The organism is Streptomyces sp. NPDC046900 (assembly GCF_040644975.1).
Lineage (GTDB): Bacteria > Actinomycetota > Actinomycetes > Streptomycetales > Streptomycetaceae > Streptomyces.
In genome coordinates this window covers 12,695-37,549 of sequence record NZ_JBEYXD010000015.1, presented here as the reverse complement: position 1 = coordinate 37,549, position 24,855 = coordinate 12,695, and the positions used below count along the sequence as shown (strand labels likewise).

Below are 24,855 nucleotides of genomic sequence, written 5' to 3'. Positions count from 1 at the left end.
GCCTAACGCGATCGCGCCGCCTCTTCGGACGCCCGGACGGCTCAGGCGGCCGCGGGCGCTCGCCCACGAGCGCCCGGCGCGCTCGCGCACGCGCCCCCAGCGCCTCGGTCCGCTCAGAGGCGCGCGCCGTCCTCCGCCGTCCGCCAGGCCTCGGGCAGTGCCGCCTCCGCGGCCGCCGCGCGCTGCTCCTCGCGCCCGTACAGAACGCCGTAGGTGAAGGTGCTCTCCCCCGCCGCGTGCGCCAGGGCGGACAGTTCCAGCAGGGTCTCCCTGGCCATCACGCTGTCCTGGTGGTCGCCGAGCATGGTCTGCAGGGACTTCATCGACTTGACCAGGACCTCGGCGGGCTTGCCGAGCGCGGGCGCGGCGGCCTCGGCGGCGTACCGGGTGCGCTTGGCCTTCTTGCGGGCCTCGTGGATGGCCACGTCGCGGTCGGAGCCCGGCGGCAGGTCCAGGGCCTGGTCGACCAGGACGGCGACCTTGCCGAAGTCCTTGCGCACGGCTTTGGCGATCACCTTCGACGGATCCCCGGCGGCCGCTTCGAGCAGGGGCGGGTCGGCGATCAGGGCGTCCAGGGCGTTCAGCAGCCGCAGGTAGCGGTCGCCGTCCAGGACGGAGATCAGCCGCTTCCGGGAGCCGCCGCGCCGGGCCTCCGACCAGGTGCGCAGGCGGCCCTGGACCGGGCCGGAGACCAGGGAGCGGGGCAGCCCGGACAGTGCGGTCGTCAGGTGCTCGGTGAGGACTTCCCTGTCGCGGTCGATGCCCAGTTCGCCGGCCAGCCACTTCAGGTCGTCGGCGACCGGGTCGGTGATGCCGCGGTCCAGGACCTTGCCGAACGAGCGGAACGTACTGCGGAGCCGTCGGGTGGCCACGCGCATGGAGTGGACGGAGTCGAAGACGTCGCGGCGGACCGCGGGGTCCATTTCGAGGATCGCGTCGCGCTGGACGCGGACGTAGGCGAGTACGTGGTCGCCCGCGGTGGCCGGCGGCTCGGGTTCGGCGGCCGCGGCGGGTCCGGTGCCGTCCCCGGTCTCCTCCAGTGCCCTGGCCAGTTTGGAGGGGGCGGAGGAGCGGTTCACGCCTGCCTTGCGGAGCTTTTTGTCGACCTTGTCGAGGAAGGAGGGGTCACCGTCGTCCGCGAGCTCGACCTCGATCTCGGTCCATTCGGCGGTGCCCTTGTCCCCGCTGAGCCGCTCGGCGCGGACGCGGTCGAGGCTGACCTCGGCGAGCAGGGTGCCGTCGGCGTCGACCAGGTGGCGGATGTTCCGGGCGGAGCGCAGGCGGACGAGGGGGACGAGGGCGGCGTCGCGGACGCGGGAACGCACGAGGCCGGAGAGGTAGGCGGGGACGGAGTCGGAGAGCGGGGCGTGCACCTCGTCGCGGACGCCATCGGCGACCGGCAGCTTGAGGTGCCAGCCGGCGTCGCTCCCGCCCGTGCGGCGGCGCAGGGTCAGAGAGGCGCCGACCAGCCTTTCGTCGGCCGTGTCGTAGTAGGTGGCGTCGAGTTCGGCGACCCCCTTGTCGACGACGGCCGAGACACCGGCGATGCTGGTCAGATCCGGCAGTTCGTCCCCGGCCCCGACCTCGTACTTCCGCTCGATTTCCCGCTTTGTGTCCGCCATGCACTGAATCTAGTACCGACGGGGGCCGAAGGGGCAGAGCCTGCGGCCCCCGTCTCGAACCATGCCTCTCCCTCAGTGCTTCTCGGACACACGCCGCGCGTAGCGGGCCTCGGCACCCTCTCCGCGCTCTAGGCCGACAGCGGCCGCTGCACGCGGATGGACTGCAACAGGCCTACCGCTATCCAGACCGCGAACATCGACGAGCCGCCGTAGGAGACGAACGGTAGCGGCAGTCCGGCGACCGGCATGATGCCGAGGGTCATACCGATGTTCTCGAAGGACTGGAAGGCGAACCAGGCGATGATGCCGGCGGCGACGATCGTGCCGTAGAGCTCGGTCGTCTCGCGGGCGATCCGGCAGGCCCGCCACATCACGATGCCGAGCAGCACGATGATCAGTCCGGCGCCCAGGAAGCCCAACTCCTCACCCGCGACCGTGAAGACGAAGTCGGTCTGCTGTTCCGGCACGAACTGGCCCGTCGTCTGTGAGCCGTGGAAGAGGCCGGCCCCGGTGAGCCCGCCGGAGCCGATGGCGATGCGCGCCTGGTTGGTGTTGTAGCCGACGCCCGCCGGGTCCAGATCGGGGTTGGCGAAGGCGGCGAACCGGTTGATCTGGTACTCGTCCAGGATGTGCAGCTGCCATACGGCGATGGCGCCCAGGGCGCCCGCGCCGATGAGGCCGAACACCCAGCGGTTCGAGGCCCCGGAGGCGAGCAGCACGCCCAGCACGATGATCACCATGACCATGACCGAGCCCAGGTCGGGCATGAGCATGATGATCAGCATCGGCACGGCGGCCAGGCCGAGGGCCTGGGCCACCGTCCGGTGGTCCGGGTAGGGCTTGTCGCCCGCGTCGACTCTTGCGGCCAGCAGCATCGCCATGCCCAGGATGATCGTGATCTTCACGAACTCGGAGGGCTGGAGGGAGAAACCGCCGCCGAGCACGATCCAGGCGTGGGCGCCGTTGACCGTCGCGCCGAGGGGGGTGAGCACCATGAGGATCAGGAGCACCGAGATGCCGTACAGGATCGGCACGGCGGTGCGCAGGGTGCGGTGACCGAGCCACACCGTGCCGATCATCAGGACGAGCCCGATGCCGGTGTTCATCAGATGCCGGATCAGGAAGTAGTAGGGGTCGCCCTGGTTGATCTCGGTGCGGTTGCGGGTCGCCGAATAGACGAGGACCGTGCCGATCAGGGACAGCGCCATGGCCGACATCAGTATGGGCCAGTCGAGGCGGCGGGCCAGGCTGTCGCGGGCGAAGATCCGGGACCAGCCGGCCCTCTCGGGTCCGTACCGGGAGACGGAGAAGTTGTTCGCTCCGGTCACGTCAGGATCCTTCGCCTCTTCTTAGGGCGGGCCGTGCCCCTGCGGGTGGTGCGGTTGCTCGCGGTCGGTGAGGGGACGGTGGCCGACGGGGTGTCGGTGGGCGTTCCCCCCTGCTGGTCCTGTCCGCTCGCCTGGTCCGCTTTCGGGTCGTACTTCTCGATCTTCGGCGCCACGATCGACCCGTCGGGCTGGATCTTGGGCAGGTCCTTCTGCGGGGTGTACAGCAGCGCCTTCTTCTTGTCGATCGAGCCGTCCTTCTGGACGCCGTACAGGGCGTCGTAGATGTTGTGGACGGCTTCACCGGAGGCGCCGGAACCCGTACCGGCCTGAGCGATCGTCATGATGACCGCGTAGTCGCTGGAGTAGGTCGCCAGCCAGGACGTCGTCTGCTTGCCGTAGACCTCGGCGGTACCGGTCTTGGCGTGCAGCGGGATCTTGTCCTGCGGCCAGCCGCCGAACTTCCACGCGGCGGTACCACGGGTGACGACACCCGCGAGGGCCTCGTTCATGACGTCCCGTGTCTTCCCGTCGATCGGCAGCCTGCCGTGCGACTTCGGCTTGATCTCGGTCACGGTCTTGCCGTCGGGGCTGACGATCGCCTTGCCGATGGTCGGGTTCCACATCGTGCCGCCGTTGGAGATCGCCGAGTAGATGACGGCCTCCTGGACCGGGGTCAGAAGCGTGTCGCCCTGGCCGATGGAGTAGTTGATCGAGTCACCCTCGCGCATCTTGTTGCCCTCGAGGCAGTTCTCGTACGCGATCTTCTGGACGTAGTCGCCGTCCTTCTTGCCGGTCTTGCACCAGGCGTCCTTGTTGGCCTCCCAGTACTTCTGCTTCCACTGGCGGTCGGGGACGCGGCCGGAGACCTCGTTGGGCAGGTCGATGCCGGTGGGCTTACCGAGGCCGAACTGGTGGGCGGCCTTGTAGAAGTAGTCCTTGGGCTGGCCCTTCTTGGGGTTGATGCCGCCGTCCTTCTTCCACTCGTTGTCGGCGAGGCCGTAGAAGACGGTGTCGCAGGAGACCTCGAGGGCGCGGCCGAGCGAGATCGGGCCGAAGTTCTCGCCCTCGAAGTTCTTGAAGACCTGGCTACCGACCGAGTACGAGCTGGTGCACGGGTAGTTGCCGTCGAAGGGGTAGCCGGCCTCGATGGCGGCGGCCGTGGAGACCACCTTGAAGGTCGAGCCGGGCGCCGACTGCCCCTGGATGGCCCGGTTGAGCAGCGGGTAGTCGGAGTTCTTGCCGGTGAGCTGCTTGTAGTCCTTGGCGGAGATGCCGCCGACCCAGACGTTCGGGTCGTAGGTCGGGGCGGATGCCATGGCCACGATGCGGCCGGTCTTGGCCTCCATCACGACCACAGCGCCGGAGTCGGCCTTGTACTTCTCGCCGGTGACCTTGTCGAACTGGCTGCGGGCGATCTTCATCGCGTTGTCCAGCTCGTACTCGGCAACTCGCTGGACCCGGGCGTCGATGCTGGTGATGAGGTTGGAACCGGCTTCGGCGGCGTCGCTCTTGGCCTTCCCGATGACGCGGCCCAGGTTGTCCACCTCGTAGCGGGTGACGCCGGCCTTGCCGCGCAGCACCTTGTCGTACTGGCGCTCGAGACCGGAGCGGCCGACCATGTCGGAGCGCAGAAAGGGCGAGTCGGTGTCCTTGGCCTGCTGGATCTCGCCGTCGGTGACGGGCGAGAGGTAGCCGAGGACCTGGGCGGTGTTGGCCTCGCCCGGACTCGGGTAGCGGCGCAGGGCCTCGGGGTCGGCGGTGATGCCGGGGAAGTCCTCGGAGCGCTCGCGGATCTGCAGGGCCTGCTTGGGGGTGGCCTCGTCCGTGATGGGGATCGGCTGGTACGGCGAGCCGTTCCAGCAGGGCTGCGGCGTCGAGGAGTCACAGAGGCGGACCTTGTCCATGACCTCCTGGGGCTTCATGCCGAGGACGCCGGCCAGCTTGGTGAGGACCCCCTTGCCGTCATCCTTCATCTTCAGCAGGTCGGTGCGCGAGGCGGACACCACGAGCCGCGCCTCGTTGTCGGCGATCGGGACACCGCGCGCGTCCAGGATGTCGCCGCGTACGGCGGGCTGGACGACCTGCTGGACGTGGTTGCCGGAGGCCTCCCTGGCGTACTCGGCGCCGCTGCGGATCTGGAGGAACCACAGCCGGCCGCCGAGGGTGCCGAGGAGGGAGAGAACGAGGATCTGGATCACGACGAGCCGGATCTGGACGCGCGGGGTCCGGCCGGTCTCGGGGATGTTAGTCATGGGCGAGGCCCATTCCGTCGAAGGTGGTGGTGGGAGACGGCTGGATGTCGGTCACTGCTGCCGCCCCCTCTCCGTGCACGTACACGTCATACGAGTACACGGCCAACCTGTGCGACCAGGCGGCCGTCCAGCCGGTCCTCACAGCCTCTTGACCCCCTTGATGCGTCCCGCGCGGGACACCCGGGCCTTGGCCGCCTTGACCCGCAGTCCTCCGCGCTGGCTGCCGATGCGCAAGCCGGTGCCGGAGGACAGCCAGCCGGAAGCGACGTCCGTCGCCTTGGTGGAGCTGGAGTCGGCGAGCGGGTCGTTCTCGGCGCGGCGGGCCAGAGCCATGATCCCGGGCACGACGAACGGCGCGAGCAGCAGGTCGTACACCGCGGCCGTGAACAGCAGGCCGGCAAGGCCCACATGGCGGGCGGCGGTGTCGCCGACCAGGGCGCCCACGCCCGCGTACAGCAGGGTGGAGCCGATCGCGGCGGCGACCACCACGGCCATCGGGGCCGTCGCCGACTTCAGTCGGCCGTTGTCGGGCCGGGCGAGTCCGGCGAGGTAGCCGATGACGCAGAGCACGAGGGCGTAGCGGCCAGCGGCGTGGTCGGCGGGCGGGGCGAGGTCGGAGAGCAGGCCCGCGCCGAAGCCGATGAGGCAGCCGCCGACGTGGCCGTAGACCAGCGCGAGGGCGACGACGGTCAGCAGCACGAGGTCGGGCACGGCGCCCGGCAGGTGCAGACGGGCGAGGACGCACACCTGGATGACCAGGGCGACGATCACCAGAGTGGTGGAGAGCAGCATCCGGTTGAGGCGCATCTGGTTCAGCTCCTAAGGCGTCTGCTGCGGGCCGGTGGCCGGGGCCGAGGGCGTGACGGTGGCCGGGTCCGAGGGCGTGACGGTGACCGTCACGGTCGGCGTTGGCGTCGGCTTGGGCTTCGGGGGCAGAACGGTGTCCCGCGGGTCCTTCTTGGGCGTCTGGACGACGACACCGACGACGTCGAGCTTGCTGAAAGACGCGAAGGGCGTCACGTAGACCGTACGGGTCAGATCACCGCCGGAGGGGTCGACCCGGGAGACCACACCGACCGGGACACCGGGCACGAACGGTCTGTCGGCCTGCGAGCCGAAGGTGACCAGACGGTCGCCCTTCTTCACGTCGGCCTTGCCGTTGAGCAGTTGGACGCGCAGCGGACGGTCGCCCTGTCCGGAGGCGAAACCGAGCTCGTCGCTGCTCTCCATGCGCGTACCGACCGTGAAGTCCGGGTCGTTGGCCAGCAGCACGGTCGAGGTGTCGGGGCCGACCGTGGTGACGCGGCCGACCAGCCCGTCACCGTTGAGCACGGTCATGTCGCGCCTGATGCCGTCGTTCGCGCCCACGTCGATGGTGACGGTCCAGGAGAAGCCCTGGGCCGCTCCTATGGCGATGACCTCGGCGCCCTTGATCCCGTACTGTCCCTCACCTGCCATCCGGATCATCTTGTCGAGCTGCTTGAGGCGGCTGCGGTTGCGGTCGTCGCTGCCCAGCTTCGCTTTCAACAAGGCGTTGGAACGCTCCAGTTGGGCGATGCGATCGTGGCGGCTGCCGGAGTCGCGTACGGCCGCGATCGCGTTGCCCACGGGGTCGACGGCGGTCGACACCCCGTTCTCGATCGGGCCGAAGACCGTGGCAGCGGCCTGACGGGCACCTTCGATCGGCGAGTCCTGGCCGCCGCGGATGTCCACCGTGATCAGAGCGAACGCGATGGCAATCAGCAGCAGCAGAAGCAGCCGGCTCTCTCGTGTGTCCCTCACGTGCGGCGGCCGTGCCTTCCTCGTCGGATTGTGCAGGGCGGGCCCCGGGAGCGCGGTGCCCGGTGGGAACGTGGGCGGAACCCGGGGACGGTATGGGGGAGTTTATGCCTCTATATCAACGATCCGCCGCACGAGAGGCGAACGTCTCGTACGGCGGAATCGACGCGTCGCGTCATCTGCGGGGCTGGGCGTCCAGCACCTGCTGGAGTGCCTCGAACTCCTCGACGCACTTGCCGGAGCCCAGCGCCACGCTGTCCAGCGGGTCCTCGGCGATGTGGATCGGCATGCCGGTCTCCCGGCGCAGCCGCTCATCGAGCCCGCGCAGCAGGGCACCGCCGCCGGTGAGCACGATCCCTCGGTCCATGACGTCGCCGGACAGCTCCGGCGGGCACTTGTCGAGGGTCGTCTTCACAGCGTCCACGATCGCGTTGACCGGTTCCTCGATCGCCTTGCGGACCTCGGCCGCCGAGATGACCACGGTCTTGGGCAGCCCGGAGACCAGGTCCCGGCCGCGGATCTCGGTGTGCTCGTCGGCGTCGAGTTCGTACGCCGAACCGATCGTGATCTTGATCTGCTCGGCCGTCCGCTCACCGAGGAGGAGCGAGTACTCCTTTTTGATGTGCTGGATGATCGCGTTGTCCAGCTCGTCACCCGCGACGCGGATGGACTGGGCGGTGACGATGCCGCCGAGCGAGATGACCGCGACCTCCGTGGTGCCGCCGCCGATGTCCACCACCATGTTGCCCGTGGCCTCGTGGACCGGCAGGCCGGAGCCGATGGCGGCCGCCATGGGCTCCTCGATGATGTGCACCTGGCGCGCGCCGGCCTGGGAGGACGCCTCGATGACGGCACGGCGCTCAACGCCCGTGATGCCCGACGGCACACAGACGACGACCCGCGGACGAGCCAGATACCGCCGCTTGTGGATCTTCAGGATGAAGTAGCGGAGCATCCGCTCGGTGATCTCGAAGTCGGCGATCACACCGTCCTTGAGCGGGCGGACCGCGACGATGTTGCCCGGAGTCCGGCCGATCATCTTCTTCGCTTCCGCGCCGACCGCGAGGATGCCACCGGTGTTGGTGTTGATCGCGACGACGGACGGTTCGTTGAGTACGATCCCACGACCCCTGACGTACACCAGCGTGTTGGCGGTCCCGAGGTCGACAGCCATGTCACGGCCGATGAACGACATTGAGTTCCCCATCAGGATTCGTCTGGCCTTCCCAAGTTTGAGCGTTTCACGGCTTTTGTTGGGGCGGCGAAGTGGGTGCTGTGACGTGAAGGCTTACATCGTAGTCTCGCCTGCACGAAACACTGCGCGAGGGTCTTCGCCATTGTCAGCAGATGACGCGTCGCCTCGCTCCAGGAGACGGGCGTTCGGGGGTAGCCGTTCCCCCGAACGGGGCGCATATGCCAGGCGTTGGCGGGGTTTTGACGGCTGAATTTTTCAGCCGTCCCGTTCCGGCATCCGGGTGACGTGACAAACCCTCAGAAATATTCACAAGACGCGTTCAGAAGTTCATCGCCCGTACGCTCAGAAGCGGCCGGGGAAGAAGATCTTCAGCTCGCGTTCGGCGGACTCCTCCGAGTCGGAGGCGTGGATCAGGTTCTCGCGGACGATGACACCGAAGTCACCGCGGATGGAGCCGGGAGCGGCGGCGATCGGGTCGGTGGGCCCGGCGAGCGCGCGCAGCCCCTCGATGACCCGCTCGCCCTCGACGACGAGCGCGACGACCGGGCCGGACGCCATGAACTCCACCAGCGGCTCGTAGAACGGCTTGCCCTTGTGCTCGCCGTAGTGCAGCTCCAGGGTCTCCTGGTCCAGGGTGCGCAGCTCCAGCGCGCTGATGGTCCAGCCGGCCTTGCGCTCGATACGGCCGATGATCTCGCCGATCAGCCCGCGACGGACGGCGTCGGGCTTCAGGAGGACGAGGGTGCGCGAGGTCACGAGAGGACTCCTTTATCGGTGGTGCGGGAGGATGAGGCTACAGGGCGGTACTGGGAGGTTTTCACACAGCGTCAGGCGCACCCCATAAGGGGCCGGGGGCCACACGAGCGGCCGTCCCCGACCCGCGGTGGCGTACGGGCCGAGGCACCACGGCTCGGCCCTACAGAGCCGGCGGCGGGGCCCGTGACGGGCTCCCCGGGCGCCGGACGCCGCACCACTAGGCCGGGCTGTTCTCGCTGCTCTGGACGGCCGCGAAGCGGGCCTTCGCCTCGTCGATCTTCCGGCCGTAGTGGACCGACGCCCACCACAGCGCCGCGAAGATCGCGCCCAGCAGGAACATGGTCGGGACCACGAACCCCGAGGCGATCAGCGCGATCTGCAGCGCCCAGCCCAGCAGGACGCCGCCGGGACGGGTGATCACGCCGCACAGCACGACGCTGAGCGCCATGGCGACGCCGCTGACGGTCCAGACCGTGCCGGTGGACAGGTTCGGGTCCTTCATCGCGACCAGAGCGGCGAAACCGATGACGAAGAACTCGCCGATCAGGGTCGAAGAACAGAGTGTGCGCACGGAGAGTCAGCCCTTCCCCAGAAGCAGTCGGGCCTCGCCGACCGTGATGACGGAGCCGGTGACCACCACGCCACCGCCCGCGAACTCGCCCTCCTCCTCGGCCAGCGTGATCGCGGCCTCCAGGGCGTCCGGCAGCCGCGGCTCGACCTGCACGCGCTCTTCGCCGAAGACCTCGACGGCGATCGCGGCCAGCTCGTCCGCGTCCATCGCGCGATGGCTGGAGTTCTGGGTGATCACGACCTCGGCGAAGATCGGTTCGAACGCCTCCAGCAGACCCCGGACGTTCTTGTCGCCGCTCGCGCCGACGACGCCGATCAGCCGGCTGAAGTCGAAGGCCTCGCTCACGGCGTCGGCGGTGGCGCGGGCGCCCGCCGGGTTGTGGGCGGCGTCCAGGACGACCGTCGGGGAGCGCCGTACGACCTCCAGACGGCCCGGGGAGGACGCCGAGGCGAAGGCCTTGCGGACCGTGTCGGCGTCCAGCGGCTCGGGCCGCTGGGAGCCCACCCCGAAGAACGCCTCGACCGCGGCGAGCGCCACGGCGGCGTTGTGGGCCTGGTAGGCGCCGTGCAGCGGCAGGTACACCTCGTTGTACTCGCCGCCGAGGCCGCGCAGGGTGAGGAGCTGGCCGCCGACCGCCACCTGCCGGGAGACGACGCCGAACTCCAGGCCCTCGCGGGCCACGGTCGCGTCCACCTCCACGGCCTTCTTCAGCAGCACCTGGGCCGCGTCCACCGGCTGCTGGGCCAGGATGACGGTGGCGCCCTGCTTGATGATCCCGGCCTTCTCCTCGGCGATCTCGCCGGGCGTACCCCCGAGCCGGTCGGTGTGGTCCAGGTCGATGGGGGTCACCACCGCGACGTCCCCGTCGATCACGTTCGTCGCGTCCCAGCTGCCGCCCATGCCGACCTCGACGACCGCGACGTCGACGGGGGCGTCGGCGAAGGCCGCGTACGCCATGCCGGTGAGCACCTCGAAGAAGGAGAGCCGGTACTCCTGCTGCGAGTCGACCATCTCCACGTACGGCTTGATGTCGTCGTACGTCTCGATGAACCGCTCGGCGGAGACGGGCGCGCCGTCCAGGCTGATCCGCTCGGTGACGGACTGGACGTGCGGGCTCGTGTACCGGCCCGTGCGCAGCTCGAAGGCGCCGAGCAGGGCCTCGATCATGCGGGCGGTGGACGTCTTGCCGTTGGTCCCGGTGATGTGGATGGACGGATACGACCGCTGCGGCTCCCCCAGCACGTCCATCAGCGCCGAGATACGGCTGACGGACGGCTCCAGCTTGGTCTCGCCCCAGCGCGTGGCCAGTTCGGCCTCGACCGCCCGCAGCGCCTTGTCGACCTCGGGGTCGGTGGGCCGCGCGGGCACCTCGGCCTGCGGCGGGCCGCCCTGGGTGCGCAGGGTACGGCTGCCGGCCTCGATCACCGCGAGATCGGGGTCCCGGTCGGTCTCGGCCGAGACGATGTCTTCGAAGGGATCGCTCTCATTGGCGTCACGCGGGGGCAGGTCGCTCACAGGGCCAGTCTACGGAGCACGGGTGACAGGCGCGGTCGCGGGCAGCCATGCCGCCGGGGGGCGGCTGCCCGAGCGCCGCCGGGAGCCCGGAAAGAGGCCCCGCGCGGGCGGGCGAGTGTGTCCCGCCCGTCGAGGCGGGACCTATCCCGCCGAGGGATCGTCCAGGGTGATGTGGAAGGTGACCTGCCGCTCCGTTCCACCGGCCGCGACGGTGTGCACATACCCCCGGTCCGTGCTGTAGGCCCCGGAACCACCGGTGAGGGCGATGTCGACCGCGGTGCGGGCGTCGCCTGGCCCTTCAGGTGGAGGAGCGTCTGGGAGGTGATCTCGCCCTCGGGCAGAGCGAAGGTACCGACGCACTGCAGCTGGACATCGCCCGGCTGGACCCGGATATAGGTGCAGACCACACTGTGGTCGCCGATCTTCCTGCCGCCGCTGTAGAGGTCTTCGGCGATGACGAGCTCGTCGCCCAGGCTGAGCCCCTTCGTACCCAGATCAGGGGACTGGGACTGAGCCTGCCTCGCGGTCAACCGGATGGTCTCCGCGCGGTGGCCGTCGGCTTGCGCGCCGCCGGGGGGCGATGCGGCGGCGGACGCCGCGGAGACGACGGCCAGTGCGGCGGCCAGGCCGGCGGCCGTGCCGAGACGTAGGGCGGTTCAGCGCAGGGCGCGCCTCCCAAATGGCGTAGGTGTGCCCTCACGCCCCATGGTCCGGTTGGGCGGCCTTTCGCCCGATGTGCCGTACCGTTCGGGTGAATTCGCCGCCCCCGGCGCACTCGCCGGCCGTGCACGGGGAACGCCCGGCCGGGGTCTCCCGGGCCGGGCGTTCTACGCGGACTGTGCGCGGCGGGTCCACCTCACCGCACGGAACCCCTATGCCTGCGGCAGGCGCTCCAGCTGGGCCTGGATCCGGGCGATGTCCTCGTCCGCCTTGGCGAGCCGTGTGCGGATCTTCTCCACCACCTGGTCGGGGGCCTTGGCGAGGAACGCCTCGTTGCCGAGCTTCGCCGTGGCCTGGGCCTTCTCCTTCTCCGCTGCGGCCAGGTCCTTCGCGAGGCGCTTGCGCTCCGCCGCCACGTCGATCGTGCCGGACAGGTCCAGCGCGACCGTGGCGCCCGCGACCGGCAGGGTCGCGGTGGCGGTGAAGCCCTCGCCCTCCGGCTGCAGGCGCAGCAGCTGGCGGATGGCCGCCTCGTGCGGGGCGAGCGAGGTGCCGTCGAGGGTCAGCCGGGCCGGAACGCGCTGGCCGGGCTGCAGGCCCTGGTCGGCGCGGAAGCGGCGGACCTCGGTGATGACCGACTGGAGGGTCTCGATCTCCCGCTCGGCGGCCGCGTCACGGAAGCCGCCCGGGGCGTCGGCCCCAGGAACCGACACGGCCTTCGGCCACTCGGCGATGACGACCGACTCGCCACCCGTGAGGGTGGTCCACAGCGTCTCCGTCACGAACGGCACGATCGGGTGCAGCAGCTTCAGGGTGACGTCGAGGACCTCGCCCAGGACGCGCTTGCTGACCTCCGCGGCCTCGCCGCCCGCCTGGAACGTGGTCTTGGACAGCTCGACGTACCAGTCGAAGACCTCGTCCCACGCGAAGTGGAAGAGGGCGTCGGACAGCTTGGCGAACTGGAAGTCCTCGTACAGGGCGTCGACTTCGGCGACGACCGAGTTCAGACGGGACAGGATCCAGCGGTCGGTCGCCGACATCCGCTCGGACGCGGGCAGCGGGCCCTCGACCGTCGCACCGTTCATCAGGGCGAACCGCGTGGCGTTCCAGATCTTGTTGGCGAAGTTGCGCGAGCCCTGGACCCAGTCCTCGCCGATCGGGACGTCGACACCCGGGTTGGCGCCGCGGGCCAGGGTGAACCGGAGCGCGTCCGACCCGTACTTGTCCATCCAGTCCAGCGGGTTGACCGCGTTGCCGAAGGACTTCGACATCTTCTTGCCGAACTGGTCGCGGACCATGCCGTGCAGGGCGATGGTGTGGAACGGCGGGGTGCCGTCCATCGCGTACAGGCCGAACATCATCATCCGGGCGACCCAGAAGAAGAGGATGTCGTAGCCGGTGACCAGGACGGAGTTCGGGTAGAACTTCGCGAGGCTCTCCGTCTGCTCGGGCCAGCCCAGCGTGGAGAACGGCCACAGGCCGGAGGAGAACCAGGTGTCGAGGACGTCGGTGTCCTGACGCCAGCCCTCGCCGCTCGGGGCCTGCTCGTCCGGGCCGACGCAGACGACCTCGCCGTTCGGCCCGTACCAGACCGGGATGCGGTGGCCCCACCACAACTGCCGTGAGATGCACCAGTCGTGGAGGTTGTCCACCCAGTCGAAGTACCGCTTCTCCATCTCCTGCGGGTGAATCTTGACCTTGCCCTCGCGGACCGCGTCACCGGCGGCCTTGGCGAGCGGGCCGACCTTGACCCACCACTGCATGGACAGCCGCGGCTCGATGGTGGTCTTGCAGCGCGAGCAGTGGCCCACCGAGTGGACGTACGGCCGTTTCTCGGCGACGATCCGGCCCTCGGCGCGCAGAGCGGCGACGATGGCGGAGCGGGCCTCGAAGCGGTCCAGGCCCTGGAAGGGACCGTGCACGGTGATGACCGCGTGCTCGTCCATCACCGTGATGGCCGGCAGGTCGTGGCGCTGGCCGATCTCGAAGTCGTTCGGGTCGTGGGCCGGGGTCACCTTGACGGCGCCGGTACCGAACGCGGGGTCGACGTGCTCGTCCGCGACGACCGGGATGGAACGGTCGGTCAGCGGCAGCCTGATGAGCTTGCCGACCAGATGCTTGTAGCGCTCGTCGTCCGGGTGGACGGCGACCGCGGTGTCACCGAGCATGGTCTCGGCACGGGTCGTGGCGACGACGATCGTGTCGTCCCCCTCGCCGTACTTCATGGAGACGAGTTCGCCGTCGTCGTCCTGGTACTCCACCTCGATGTCGGAGATCGCGGTGAGGCAGCGCGGACACCAGTTGATGATCCGCTCGGCGCGGTAGATGAGCTCGTCGTCGTAGAGCCGCTTGAAGATGGTCTGGACGGCCTGGGACAGGCCCTCGTCCATCGTGAACCGCTCACGCGACCAGGCGACACCGTCACCCAGTCGGCGCATCTGCCCGGAGATCTGCCCGCCGGACTCGGCCTTCCACTGCCAGACGCGCTCGACGAACGCGTCACGGCCGAGGTCGTGACGGGACTTGCCCTCCTTGCCCAGCTCACGCTCCACGACGTTCTGCGTGGCGATGCCGGCGTGGTCCATGCCCGGCTGCCAGAGCGTCTCGAAGCCCTGCATGCGCTTGCGGCGGGTCAGGGCGTCGATGAGGGTGTGCTCGAAAGCGTGCCCGAGGTGCAGGCTGCCGGTGACGTTCGGCGGGGGGATGACGATGGTGTACGGAGGCTTCTCGCTCTTCTCGTCGGCCTCGAAGTAACCCCGCTCTACCCAGCGCTCGTACAGCGGCCCCTCTACGGCGGCCGGCGCGTACTGGGTCGGCAGTTCGGTGTCGGGCGCTGATGGCTGCTGCTGAGCGTTCTCGGTCACGGGGTCAGTTTAGGGGTGTCACCGGCCCGTCCCGAAACGCGATTCTTTCGTAACGGTGAGCATGGCCCGGCCGTGGCACTCTTCCGCTTGCGCCAGGATGTGAGGGATCCATAAGCGTCTCTGGAGGGGAACCCAGAAGATGAGCCACAACCAGCCGGGCCCGTACTCCGGACCGCCTCAGCAGCCCGGGCCGTACGGTCAGCCGGGCCCCTACGGCGGTCCACCGCAGGCACCCCAGCCCGGCTACGGCTACCCCCAGCAGACTCCGCAGGCACCCCAGCCCGGTTACGGCTACCCCCAGCAGGCACCCCAGGGCATCCCGCCCCAGCACAACCCGTACGGCCAGCAGCCCACCCCGCCGCCTTACGGCCAGGCGCCCCCCGAACAGCAGCCCTACGGACAGCAGCCGTACGGCGTTCCGCAGCCGCCGGCACCGGCCGGCGGCAAGAAGAAGACGGGCCTCATCGTCACCGGTGCGGTGGCGGTCGTGGCCGCGATCGCGGTGGTTGCGTACTTCGCGATCGGCGGGGGCGGCGGCTCCGCCCTCGCCGACGACGGCCCGCACAAGCTGACGACGCCGAGCAAGATCCTGGGCGACTACACCCGGGTCACCGGGGACGGCTCCGCCGCCAACGACTCGTCGACGGTGAAGAACCTCGAGGCCAGCGGCGTCCAGAACGGCACGGCCGTCTTCGGCATCTACTCCGCGGCCGACTTCAGCAAGTACAACCCCAAGGACCCGTCCACCGCGCCCGGCACGGCCGACCTCGCAGCGGCCAAGTCCATCACGTTCGTCGGCGGCTACGGCAAGATCGCCGACCCCGAGGCCGCCCTGGACAAGTTCTTCGCCTTGATCAAGAAGCAGACCGAGGAAAGCTCCACCGGCGGCAGCACCGGCCAGAAGGCAGAGCTGCTCGGTTCGCCGGAGTCGGCGGACCTGGACGGCGCGCTGATGAAGTGCCAGGCGGCCAAGGGCACGAACGCGGTGACCAAGAAGGAGAAGACCGACTGGTTCTGCGTGTGGGCGGACTACAGCACGCTCGCCATGGTCTCCCCCGGAGACAACACCACCGACGTCACCAAGGACACGGCGATCGACGTCACCACCAAGGTCCACGACCAGGTCCGCGTCAAGGGCTGACGCTGCGCTGAATCCCAGCGAAACGGGGCGCCCCGCTGTGGTGCGGGACGCCCCGTAGTTGCTTGGCGGCTCAGTCTCACCAGGGTCGACACACACAGAGGTGCCCGGTGCTGCATGCACCGGGCACCTCTGTGTGACATACCGAATGCCGGTTACGCCGTCTTCTGCTCCCCCGCTCCCCGGCCGCGCGCGTCACGCGGGATCAGGGTCGGGTTCACGTTCGAGAGGACCACATCGGCCGTGATGACCACGCGGGCCACGTCCTTGCGGGACGGGACCTCGTACATCACCGCCTGGAGGACCTCCTCCATGATGGCGCGCAGACCGCGGGCGCCCGTCTGGCGCAGGATCGCCTGGTCCGCGATGGCCTCCAGGGCCTCGCGCTCGAAGTCCAGCTCCACGCCGTCGAGTTCGAACAGGCGCTGGTACTGCTTCACAAGGGCGTTGCGCGGCTCCACCAGGATCTGCAGCAGCGCCTTGCGGTCGAGGTTGTGGACCGAGGTGATGACCGGGAGGCGGCCGATGAACTCCGGGATCATGCCGAACTTCACCAGGTCCTCGGGCATCACGTCCTCGAACTGGTCCTTCGACTCCAGCTCCCGCTTCGAGCGGATCGTCGCGCCGAAGCCGATGCCCTTCGCGCCGGCCCGGGATTCGATGATCTTCTCCAGGCCCGCGAACGCGCCGCCCACGATGAACAGCACGTTCGTCGTGTCGATCTGGATGAACTCCTGGTGGGGGTGCTTGCGGCCGCCCTGCGGAGGCACGGAGGCCGTCGTGCCCTCCAGGATCTTCAGCAGCGCCTGCTGCACGCCCTCACCCGAGACGTCCCGGGTGATCGACGGGTTCTCGCTCTTGCGGGCCACCTTGTCGATCTCGTCGATGTAGATGATGCCCGTCTCGGCCTTCTTGACGTCGTAGTCGGCCGCCTGGATGAGCTTGAGCAGGATGTTCTCGACGTCCTCGCCGACATACCCCGCCTCCGTCAGCGCCGTCGCGTCGGCGATGGCGAACGGGACGTTCAGCATGCGGGCGAGAGTCTGGGCCAGGAGTGTCTTGCCGGAGCCCGTCGGGCCCAGCAGCAGGATGTTGGACTTCGCCAACTCGATGGCGTCGTCGCGGCCTTGAGCGCCGCCGTTCTCACCCGCCTGCACCCGCTTGTAGTGGTTGTACACCGCGACGGACAGGGCCTTCTTCGCGGCCTCCTGGCCGACGACGTACCCCTCGAGGAACTCGTAGATCTCGCGGGGCTTGGGGAGTTCCTCCCAGCGCACCTCGCTCGTCTCCGCGAGCTCTTCCTCGATGATCTCGTTGCAGAGATCGATGCACTCGTCGCAGATGTACACACCGGGGCCTGCGATGAGCTTCTTGACCTGCTTCTGGCTCTTGCCACAGAACGAGCACTTGAGCAGATCGCCGCCGTCACCGATGCGTGCCACGGTGTGCTTCCCCTTCGCCTGGGAGACGCCTTACGTCCAGCGGCTCCTGGTGCTGCCTTATGTCCGACGGTACCTTGCCGGGCCCCCCGTTCGGGCCCCCCTTGGCACGGTTCACTTTGACGTGTACCGAGTCACACCGCGCCAAGGGGCGGCAGACGATACAGATCCGATGACGAATCCGGTGGATTCGCGTCAGCGGACAGATGCGTTGTTCATCTTGCGGGTCGAGATGATCTGGTCGATCAGGCCGTACGCGAGCGCGTCCTCGGCCGTCAGGATCTTGTCGCGCTCGATGTCCTCGCGGATCTTCTCGATCGGCGTGTTCGAGTGCTTGGCCAGCATCTCCTCCAGCTGCGAGCGCATCCGGAGGATCTCGTTGGCGGCGATCTCCAGGTCGGAGACCTGACCGCGGCCCGTCTCACTGTACGGCTGGTGGATCAGCACCCGGGCGTTCGGGAGCGCCATGCGCTTGCCCGGGGTGCCGGCGGCCAGCAGCACGGCGGCGGCGGAGGCGGCCTGGCCCATGCAGACCGTCTGGATGTCCGGCTTCACGAACTGCATCGTGTCGTAGATGGCCGTGAGCGCGGTGAAGGATCCGCCCGGGCTGTTGATGTAGACCGAGATGTCGCGGTCGGGGTCCATCGACTCCAGGCACAGCAGCTGTGCCATGACGTCGTTGGCGGAGGCGTCGTCGATCTGGACGCCGAGGAAGATCACGCGCTCCTCGAAGAGCTTCGCGTAAGGGTCGTACTCGCGGATGCCCTGCGAGGTGCGCTCCACGAAGCGCGGGATGACGTAGCGGGACTCGGCCACGGGGGCGGTGTACTCGGCACGCGCACGGTCATAGAGGCCGCTGCCGGGGAAGTCGTTCACGGTGTCTCCTGAAAAGGGCTGAGGCGGTGGCTGGGGGCTGAAGAGGCGCTGGGGCCCAGAGGCCCGGTGAGCCCGTAGGGGGCCTGACCGGGCGGTACGGGCCCGGTGGGAGCCCCGTCGGGGTCTACCGGCCGTACGGGCCCGGTGAGGCCTTACGAGCCCGCCCCGGTGCCTCCGCCGCCCGGCATGCCGGCAGCGGTGGTGATGACCTCGTCGATCAAGCCGTAGCCCTTCGCCTCCTCGGCGTCGAACCAGCGGTCGCGGTCCGAGTCACGGGTGATCTGCTCGACCGACTGGCCGGTGTGGAAGGAGGTGAGCTCGGCCATGCGCTTCTTGGTGTGCAGCAGCCGCTCGGCGTGGATCTTGATGTCGGACGCCGAACCGGCGAGGCCGGCCGAGGGCTGGTGGATCAGGATCTCGGCGTTGGGCAGGGCGAAGCGCTTGCCCCGGGTGCCCGCGCTGAGCAGGAACTGCCCCATCGACGCCGCCATGCCCATGGCGATGGTCACCACGTCGTTCTTGATGTACTGCATGGTGTCGTAGATAGCCATACCGGCCGTGATGGAGCCGCCGGGGCTGTTGATGTAGAGGTAAATGTCCTTGTCCGGGTCGGCGGCAAGGAGCAGCAGCTGTGCAGTGATCCGGTTGGCGATGTCGTCGTCCACCGGCTGGCCGAGGAAGATGATCCGCTCGTTGAGCAGCCGGCTGTAGACCTGGTCGCCGAGGCCGCCACCGATGGAAGGCTCGCCGGCGGCGGAGGGCATCAGATTCGTCACGTATCCACCTGCTCGTCTTACGACGGCGCGGAGCCGTCTCACGTGTTCTGCCGGGGCGTGGGACCCCGTGCGCCCCTCGCACGGGCGGCTTCGGGGACTCCCCTGCCCTCGTATTCATGGACCCTAACGCGCAGGCAGGCGGGTGCCATCCCGCTTCTGCGGGTGTTCGCTGTCAGCGCATGGGCGTTGGCCTTGCGGGACCCGGCGTCCGGGGCGCCGTGACGGGCTGTCGCCCCGGGCTCCGTGACCATTGTCGCCATGGGACGTGCGGCGGGCGCGCTGTGCGGGTCGTTCGGGGGCGCCCGTACGGGTCCGGGCCTCTTGCGAGGCTCCCGTCGCGGGCCCGGTCCCTTCCCCCCGGAGGGCGCGGGGCAGCCCACCGGCGCCGGTCTGCCGGGGTCGCGCGTGCGGTCCTCCGCGCCCCCTGGAGCGGCGCCCGCCCCTGACTCCTGCCGGGCGCCCCGGCCCTCCCCTGACGGCCGAAGAAGGCCGCCCCCCGGTTACGCCGTCCGCGTACGAGGACAGGCCCCAGGACGCATGGCGTCCCGGGGCCCGTGGTACGGCAGGTGTCCGTGAGGGTTACGCCTCCGGCTTCGCCTCGCCGGCCTCCGCGGCCTCGTCGGCGGCCTCCGTGGCCTCCGACTCGTCCTCGTCCTCGTCGTCCAGGTCGACGGGCTCACCGTTGGTGTCCTTGACCGTGGCGGCCTCGACCACCACCGCCAGGGCCTTGCCGCGGGCGACCTCACCGACGAGCATCGGGACCTGGCCGCCCTCGACGACCGCCTGGGCGAACTGGTCGGGGGACATACCGGAGGAGGCCGCACGCCGCATGAGGTGCTCGGTGAGCTCCTCCTGGCTGACGCTCAGCTTCTCCTTGTTGACCAGCTCGTCCAGGACGAACTGGGTCTTGATGCCCTTGATCGCGGCCTCGCGCGTCTCGGCCTCGTACTCCTCGGCGCTCTTGCCCTGGATCTCCAGGTACTTGTCGAGGGTCAGACCCATCTGGCCGAGCTGGTGGTGCTCGAGGTTGTGCTTACGGGTGTTGATCTCGTCCTCGAGGAGCTTCTCGGGGATCGGGACCTCGACCAGCTCGAGCAGCTTGTCCAGGACACGCTCCTGGGCCTGCGTGGCCTGGTCGTACTGCTTCATGTTCTCGAGGCGCTTGCGGCTGTCCGCCTTGAGCTCCTCCAGCGTGTCGAACTCGGAGGCGAGCTGAGCGAACTCGTCGTCCAGCTCGGGGAGTTCGCGGGAGGCGACCTGGGTGACCTTGACCGTCACCTCGGCCTCCTTGCCGGCGGCGGAGCCGCCCTTCAGCTCAGAGGTGAAGGTGGCCTCCTCGCCGGCCGACAGGCCCTTGACGGCGTCGTCGACGCCGTCGAGCAGCTCGCCGGAGCCGATGGTGTAGGAGACGCCGCTGGCGACGCCGTCCTCGAGGACCTCGCCGTCGACCTTGGCCTCGAGGTCGATCGTGACGACGTCACCGTCCTCGGCGGCGCGCTCGACCGGGCTCGTCGACGCGAAGCGGTCGCGCAGCTGCTCGACGGACTTCTCGATGTCCTCGTCCGTCACCTCGACGGCGTCGACCTCGACGTCGATGCCGGAGTAGTCCGGGATCTCGATGGCGGGGCGGACGTCGACCTCGGCGGTGAAGGACAGCACCTCGTTGTCCTTCAGCTCCTTGATGTCGACCTCGGGCTGGCCCAACGGGTTCAGCTCGGCCTCGTTGACCGCCTCGGTGTAGAACTTCGGAAGCGCGTCGTTGACGGCCTCCTCGAGCACGGCGCCGCGACCGAACCGCTGGTCGATGACCCGGGCCGGGATCTTGCCCTTGCGGAAGCCCTTCACCGTGACCTGCTGGTTGATCTTCTTGTACGCCGCGTCGAGGCTGTCCTTGAGCTCCTCGAAGGGCACCTCGACAGTGAGCCGAACCCGGGTCGGGTTCAGGGTCTCCACGGCGCTCTTCACGGTTCGGTCTCCTTGTGGCTGACTTCTTGGGGTTCTGCCGAGCTGCTCCGCCCGGGACGGGCGGGCCTTCGGCGGATTCGCGGGCCCCTGCCTGAGAGACTGGGCAGTGCAGACACACGGGCGCGCAGCTTGCATAGTAACCGCAGGCACTGGGCGTCCCAAAAGGCGATCAGTCGAGTCGTCGCCGAGTGACGCCGATCGGTGGTCGGGGTGGCGGGATTTGAACCCACGGCCTTCCGCTCCCAAAGCGGACGCGCTACCAAGCTGCGCCACACCCCGTGCTGGTGCGACACGTAGGGTACATGCCCGGACCGGTCACGTCGGCCGGATTGCAGATGGGTGAACGCACAGACCAACGCGTTGGCCTCCGGGGTGGGCGACCCGCTACGATGCCTTCTGTGCCGCGGTCACTGACCTGCGGCGCGTCCTGTTGCGGGCGTAGCTCAATGGTAGAGCCCTAGTCTTCCAAACTAGCTACGCGGGTTCGATTCCCGTCGCCCGCTCTTGTGACTCAGGGCCAGGTCGGAGGATCTTTCCTCGTCCTGGCCCTGATGCATTTTCGATCTTCGCCCGGCCCTACGTGCCCGTTGCGTGCCCGTGGGGTAGGCGGCCCTCTCGTCCCGTCGTGAGATGACGGCGCGGATATCGCCTCGGAGGCCGGGATGATCCGGGCCACCGAACGCCTGCTACGGTCGCCCCGTGGGGAGCCTGTGGGGGCGTGTGCTCGGCTGCGCGATCCTGCTGAGGACTGTCGGCTGTGCGGTACAGGCCGGCGCACCGGATTCGGTCGATGGACCGACCGCACCGCCGGTCGCACACTCGTCGGCCGCCACGTCGGCGCCGGTCGCATCGTCCTCGCCCTCCGGACGACCCGCCTCGCCACGGCCCGCGTCCGCGACGCCCTCGGCCGCCGTCAGCCCGCAGGTCGCCGCCGACCACACCTGTGCCGCCCGCGACCCGAGACTGCTGGTGATTACTGGTCGCGCACCTGTTGCCAACCGAGTGACAGGGGGCGGGCAGATGCCGGATCACGACGTCGTGGCCGAGCTCTGACCAGCAGCCCGGCAAGACGCCTGTCTTCCAGTCGCTGTCGGCGGGCAGGGCGATCAGGGTAATCGGGCAGGCGCGTCGTCGTTGTCGGGGACGGGCGTGCCCGGGACCGCTGGTGCTTCGATGCCCGGCCGCCGCGCGTCGTCGGAGCCTGGTGCATCGTCGACGGGAACCAGCCAGAACACGGTGAAGCTGATGGCCCAGTAGGCGATGTAGGCCACCAGCAGCACCACGCCGTGCCAACGCCTGAGGTGCCCGGTGAGAAGGGCGTAGGCGGCGAACCCGTTGATGGCCACGAGGGCCGGCAGGTGCCACCTGAAGACCTCCGGGGTGATCACGAGCGCGCCGCCGGCCAGGGCGATGATGCCCACCTTCGCGGTCACCGAGAACACGACGCTGCCGATGACGTTGCCGACACCGATCGCGGGCGCGCCCCGCCGGGGCCGGCTCCGCGGTCAGGAAGATGTCCTCCACGGAGAGCACCAGCGTCGCGATCGTCGCACCGAAGACAGTGCCGCTGATCGCGAAGTTCTCCAAGATGCCCTCGGTTCCCTTGGTCATGATCCAGGCGCCTACGACGATCCCGGCCAGCGCAAGAATCGCCGGCCCGAGCAGCAGCCATCCCGGCCGGTTGTTCGACTTCGCCGCCCCGACCTGGCCGGTCTCGTAGAGGCCACCGGTGCCAGGGTTCCATCCGCCGCGGGCGGGAGCAGGCGGTCGGCAGAGCCCGCACCCATGTCCGGCACAGCCGGGTCGGCGGCAGGCCGGCCGCTGTCGATCCGTACGGCGATACGTCGCTGAACGAGCAGGAGACCGTCACTGCTCTGCCCGAGGTCCCCGAGCTGCACCCGCACTGCGAAAGCGCGCGGCAGACCGCCGCAGCGCCGGCCTGGCGGCCAGGCTCGAGCGGCGCGCAACCTCGTTCGACAGCTGCCCGTGGTTCGTCGGCGACTGACCCACCAGTCCCGGTCGGCTTTTGTCGCGTATACGCCACACGCGGAGCACACTCGCGGCTACGGGGCGCAGCGGCGTTCGCATGCGTCACCGGTGCGGCGAAGGTACAGCTCGCCCGCCGGCGACCATCCGCTCCACCGGGAGCGCCGGGTCCGTCCGCCGGCGGGTGCGGTCACGAGAGCGGCCGCATCCGCGAACAACCCCATCCGCGTCCGCGTTCGCGTTCGCTCAGAAGTTGATCGAGTTGATGGTGTCGGCTATCGAGTTCAGGAACCGGTTTATGGACGGCGCCATACCGGTCGAGGCCAGGAAGAAGCCGAAGAGGATGGCCACGATCGCTGGGCCCGCCTTGATCGAGCCTCCTCGGATCAACACCACCAGGATGATCGCCAACAGCAGCACCACTGACAGCGAAATGGCCACAACTGATCACACCCTCGGTCGGTCCGCTCTCCCGGCCCGGGGGCCACCCTTACAGCGCACCCCCGCTGGAACCATCGTGCCACCAACCGGCCCACCCTATGCGGCCCGTGAGGCATCGTCGGCCACGTCAGCCGCGCGCAGCGCGTGCGCAGCGCCGGAACGTGACGATGAACACCGCCCGCCCGAAGGGCATTTAAGAGGATCCCTGCGGGCGAATCCACAGTGATCGTTTCCATGGCCACACATCACGCACGCAGGTAATTCGAATACGCTCGACCGATCCCTTCGGATCGGACATTCCGCCAGAGTCGCCCACCGGCACTATGCCCGCTTTAGTCCGGATGAATACGGACACAACACCCCTACGTGGTAGGTAAATCCGCATGTTCGGCAATGTGCGACGGAACACGCTCACACGACGTCGACTTTCCCGAATCGGGGGTATACGCAGGCGAAACCGGTATTCGCATCGAGGGTTTTACGGAAGCCCATGACAACGCTAGGGTGCCTCAGATGTTCCACGCTGCCTCATCCTCCGCAAGAGCGACAGGGCCGTCCCCGGCACCGCCGTCGCCACCCCCCTCGGCACAGTCACCGACCGAGGGAGTACCGGCTCCACGCGGTTCCCGGACCGCCGCCGAGCCGCCCGCCAAGCAGCGTGACGCCTTCTTCGACAACGCCAAGTACCTCGCGATCGTGCTCGTGGCGATGGGGCACTCCTGGGAGCCCCTCAAAGGCGGCCATCGCACCCTGGAAGCGGCGTACATGTTCGTCTACGCCTTCCACATGCCGGCGTTCATCCTCATCTCGGGCTACTTCTCGCGCAATTTCGACCTGCGCCCCGACCGGCTGAAGAGGCTGCTGACGGGGGTGGTCGTGCCGTATGTCGTGTTCGAGACGGCGTACGTGCTCTTCAAGCGTGCGATAGGCGGCGACCCTGATCTGGCGATCAGCCTGCTCGACCCCTGGTACCTGACATGGTTCCTGATCGCGTTGTTCATCTGGCGGCTGACGACCCCCATCTGGAAGCTGGTCCGCTACCCGATCCCGCTCGCGATCGCGGTCGCGATGCTCGCCTCCGTCTCCCCCGACATCGGCGACGACCTGGACCTTCAGCGGGTGCTGCAGTTCCTGCCGTTCTTCGTCATCGGCCTGTCGATGAAACCGGAGCACTTCCAGCTGTTCCGGCGCCGCGCGGTGCGCGTCCTGTCGGTCCCGGTGCTCGCCGGCGGGCTCGCCGTGGCCTGGTGGGCCGTGCCGCGGATGAACCCCGCCTGGTTCTACCACCGCGACAGCGCACACGAGTTGGGGGTGCCGTGGTGGTGCGGTCCGATCATGGTGCTCGCCCTGCTGGGCTGCTCCCTGCTGCTCACGGCCTGCTTCTTCTCGTGGGTACCGCGTCGGCAGATGTGGTTCACGACACTGGGCGCGGGCACGCTGTACGGCTACCTGCTGCACGGGTTCTTCGTGAAGGGCGCGGACTACCGGGGCTGGTACGACCACGGTTGGCTGCACCGGCCGCTCGGTGAACTGTTCGTGACCCTGCTCGCCGGGGCTGTCGTGACCGTGCTGTGCACCGCTCCGGTGCGGCGCGTGTTCCGGTACGTGATGGAGCCGAAGATGGAGTGGGCGTTCAAGCGGGACGCGTCCGCCCTCGCACACGAGCGGGCCGGGGCCTAGGCGATGCGCCGG

18 protein-coding genes, 2 tRNA genes and 1 pseudogene are annotated in these 24,855 nt (G+C 69.0%); 4 read left to right on the top strand and 17 right to left on the bottom strand.

Annotation, left to right across the window (positions count from 1 at the left end):
* Positions 1-113 precede the first annotated feature (113 nt).
* The 10 genes from ABZ904_RS17485 to ABZ904_RS17440 all read right to left on the bottom strand — a co-directional run bounded on the left by ABZ904_RS17485 (position 114) and on the right by ABZ904_RS17440 (position 14,542).
* Positions 114-1,622, bottom strand: a complete 1,509-nt coding sequence (locus ABZ904_RS17485) for a CYTH and CHAD domain-containing protein (protein WP_359390840.1) — start codon at positions 1,620-1,622, stop codon at positions 114-116.
* A gap of 128 nt (positions 1,623-1,750) precedes the next feature.
* Positions 1,751-2,950: a rod shape-determining protein RodA gene (gene rodA, locus ABZ904_RS17480; RefSeq protein WP_359390837.1), complete on the bottom strand. Its 1,200-nt coding sequence runs from the start codon at positions 2,948-2,950 to the stop codon at positions 1,751-1,753.
* Positions 2,947-5,202, bottom strand: coding sequence for a penicillin-binding protein 2 (gene mrdA / locus ABZ904_RS17475; protein WP_360997732.1), 2,256 nt, complete (start codon positions 5,200-5,202; stop codon positions 2,947-2,949). The genes rodA and mrdA overlap by 4 nt, the downstream gene beginning before the upstream one ends.
* A gap of 138 nt (positions 5,203-5,340) precedes the next feature.
* Positions 5,341-6,009 carry a rod shape-determining protein MreD gene (gene mreD, locus ABZ904_RS17470; protein ID WP_359390832.1) on the bottom strand — a complete coding sequence of 223 codons (669 nt, stop codon included), beginning with the start codon at positions 6,007-6,009 and terminating at the stop codon, positions 5,341-5,343.
* A 12-nt stretch (positions 6,010-6,021) separates the two neighbouring features.
* Complete coding sequence (gene mreC, locus ABZ904_RS17465) at positions 6,022-6,984, bottom strand: rod shape-determining protein MreC (RefSeq protein ID WP_359390828.1); 963 nt, start codon at positions 6,982-6,984, stop codon at positions 6,022-6,024.
* A gap of 172 nt (positions 6,985-7,156) precedes the next feature.
* A complete protein-coding gene (locus ABZ904_RS17460) occupies positions 7,157-8,176 on the bottom strand; it encodes a rod shape-determining protein (protein ID WP_359390825.1) in 1,020 nt (339 codons plus the stop codon).
* A 342-nt stretch (positions 8,177-8,518) separates the two neighbouring features.
* On the bottom strand, positions 8,519-8,932 hold the full coding sequence (ndk, locus tag ABZ904_RS17455) for a nucleoside-diphosphate kinase (RefSeq protein ID WP_359390822.1): 414 nt from the start codon (positions 8,930-8,932) through the stop codon (positions 8,519-8,521).
* Positions 8,933-9,149: 217 nt separating this feature from the next.
* Positions 9,150-9,503 carry a DUF4233 domain-containing protein gene (locus tag ABZ904_RS17450; RefSeq protein ID WP_359390818.1) on the bottom strand — a complete coding sequence of 118 codons (354 nt, stop codon included), beginning with the start codon at positions 9,501-9,503 and terminating at the stop codon, positions 9,150-9,152.
* Positions 9,504-9,509: 6 nt separating this feature from the next.
* The gene (locus ABZ904_RS17445; protein ID WP_359390815.1) at positions 9,510-11,018 is read right to left on the bottom strand and encodes a folylpolyglutamate synthase/dihydrofolate synthase family protein; all 1,509 of its coding nucleotides are present in this window, start codon (positions 11,016-11,018) and stop codon (positions 9,510-9,512) included.
* An 872-nt stretch (positions 11,019-11,890) separates the two neighbouring features.
* On the bottom strand, positions 11,891-14,542 hold the full coding sequence (locus tag ABZ904_RS17440; RefSeq protein ID WP_361824036.1) for a valine--tRNA ligase: 2,652 nt from the start codon (positions 14,540-14,542) through the stop codon (positions 11,891-11,893).
* Between the two features lie 139 nt (positions 14,543-14,681).
* Here ABZ904_RS17440 and ABZ904_RS17435 point away from each other — a divergent pair, with 139 nt between their 5' ends.
* Positions 14,682-15,683 carry a hypothetical protein gene (locus ABZ904_RS17435; RefSeq protein WP_361824033.1) on the top strand — a complete coding sequence of 334 codons (1,002 nt, stop codon included), beginning with the start codon at positions 14,682-14,684 and terminating at the stop codon, positions 15,681-15,683.
* A 152-nt stretch (positions 15,684-15,835) separates the two neighbouring features.
* On the opposite strand, the gene clpX is transcribed toward ABZ904_RS17435, so the two are convergent.
* From clpX to ABZ904_RS17410, 5 genes are all read right to left on the bottom strand, one after another.
* Positions 15,836-17,122 carry an ATP-dependent Clp protease ATP-binding subunit ClpX gene (gene clpX / locus ABZ904_RS17430; RefSeq protein WP_359390802.1) on the bottom strand — a complete coding sequence of 429 codons (1,287 nt, stop codon included), beginning with the start codon at positions 17,120-17,122 and terminating at the stop codon, positions 15,836-15,838.
* 192 nt (positions 17,123-17,314) lie between these two features.
* Positions 17,315-17,995, bottom strand: coding sequence for an ATP-dependent Clp protease proteolytic subunit (locus ABZ904_RS17425; RefSeq protein WP_359390799.1), 681 nt, complete (start codon positions 17,993-17,995; stop codon positions 17,315-17,317).
* Between the two features lie 152 nt (positions 17,996-18,147).
* The gene (locus ABZ904_RS17420) at positions 18,148-18,759 is read right to left on the bottom strand and encodes an ATP-dependent Clp protease proteolytic subunit (RefSeq protein WP_359391153.1); all 612 of its coding nucleotides are present in this window, start codon (positions 18,757-18,759) and stop codon (positions 18,148-18,150) included.
* Positions 18,760-19,350: 591 nt separating this feature from the next.
* Entirely contained in the window at positions 19,351-20,736 is a 1,386-nt protein-coding gene (gene tig, locus ABZ904_RS17415) for a trigger factor (RefSeq protein ID WP_359390796.1), read from the bottom strand.
* A gap of 202 nt (positions 20,737-20,938) precedes the next feature.
* A tRNA-Pro gene (locus tag ABZ904_RS17410) sits at positions 20,939-21,015 on the bottom strand.
* Positions 21,016-21,168: 153 nt separating this feature from the next.
* On the opposite strand from ABZ904_RS17410, the gene ABZ904_RS17405 reads away from it, so the two are divergent.
* Positions 21,169-21,239, top strand: a tRNA-Gly gene (locus ABZ904_RS17405).
* A gap of 603 nt (positions 21,240-21,842) precedes the next feature.
* Here the strand turns inward: ABZ904_RS17405 and ABZ904_RS17400 are convergent.
* A pseudogene (locus ABZ904_RS17400) lies at positions 21,843-22,214 on the bottom strand (hypothetical protein); the annotation flags it as partial.
* A 35-nt stretch (positions 22,215-22,249) separates the two neighbouring features.
* On the opposite strand from ABZ904_RS17400, the gene ABZ904_RS17395 reads away from it, so the two are divergent.
* Positions 22,250-22,456 carry a hypothetical protein gene (locus ABZ904_RS17395; protein ID WP_361003958.1) on the top strand — a complete coding sequence of 69 codons (207 nt, stop codon included), beginning with the start codon at positions 22,250-22,252 and terminating at the stop codon, positions 22,454-22,456.
* Between the two features lie 512 nt (positions 22,457-22,968).
* Here ABZ904_RS17395 and ABZ904_RS17390 read toward each other — a convergent pair.
* Complete coding sequence (locus ABZ904_RS17390; RefSeq protein ID WP_059131620.1) at positions 22,969-23,163, bottom strand: hypothetical protein; 195 nt, start codon at positions 23,161-23,163, stop codon at positions 22,969-22,971.
* 513 nt (positions 23,164-23,676) lie between these two features.
* Here ABZ904_RS17390 and ABZ904_RS17385 point away from each other — a divergent pair.
* The gene (locus tag ABZ904_RS17385; protein WP_361824028.1) at positions 23,677-24,843 is read left to right on the top strand and encodes an acyltransferase family protein; all 1,167 of its coding nucleotides are present in this window, start codon (positions 23,677-23,679) and stop codon (positions 24,841-24,843) included.
* Positions 24,844-24,855: the final 12 nt, after the last annotated feature.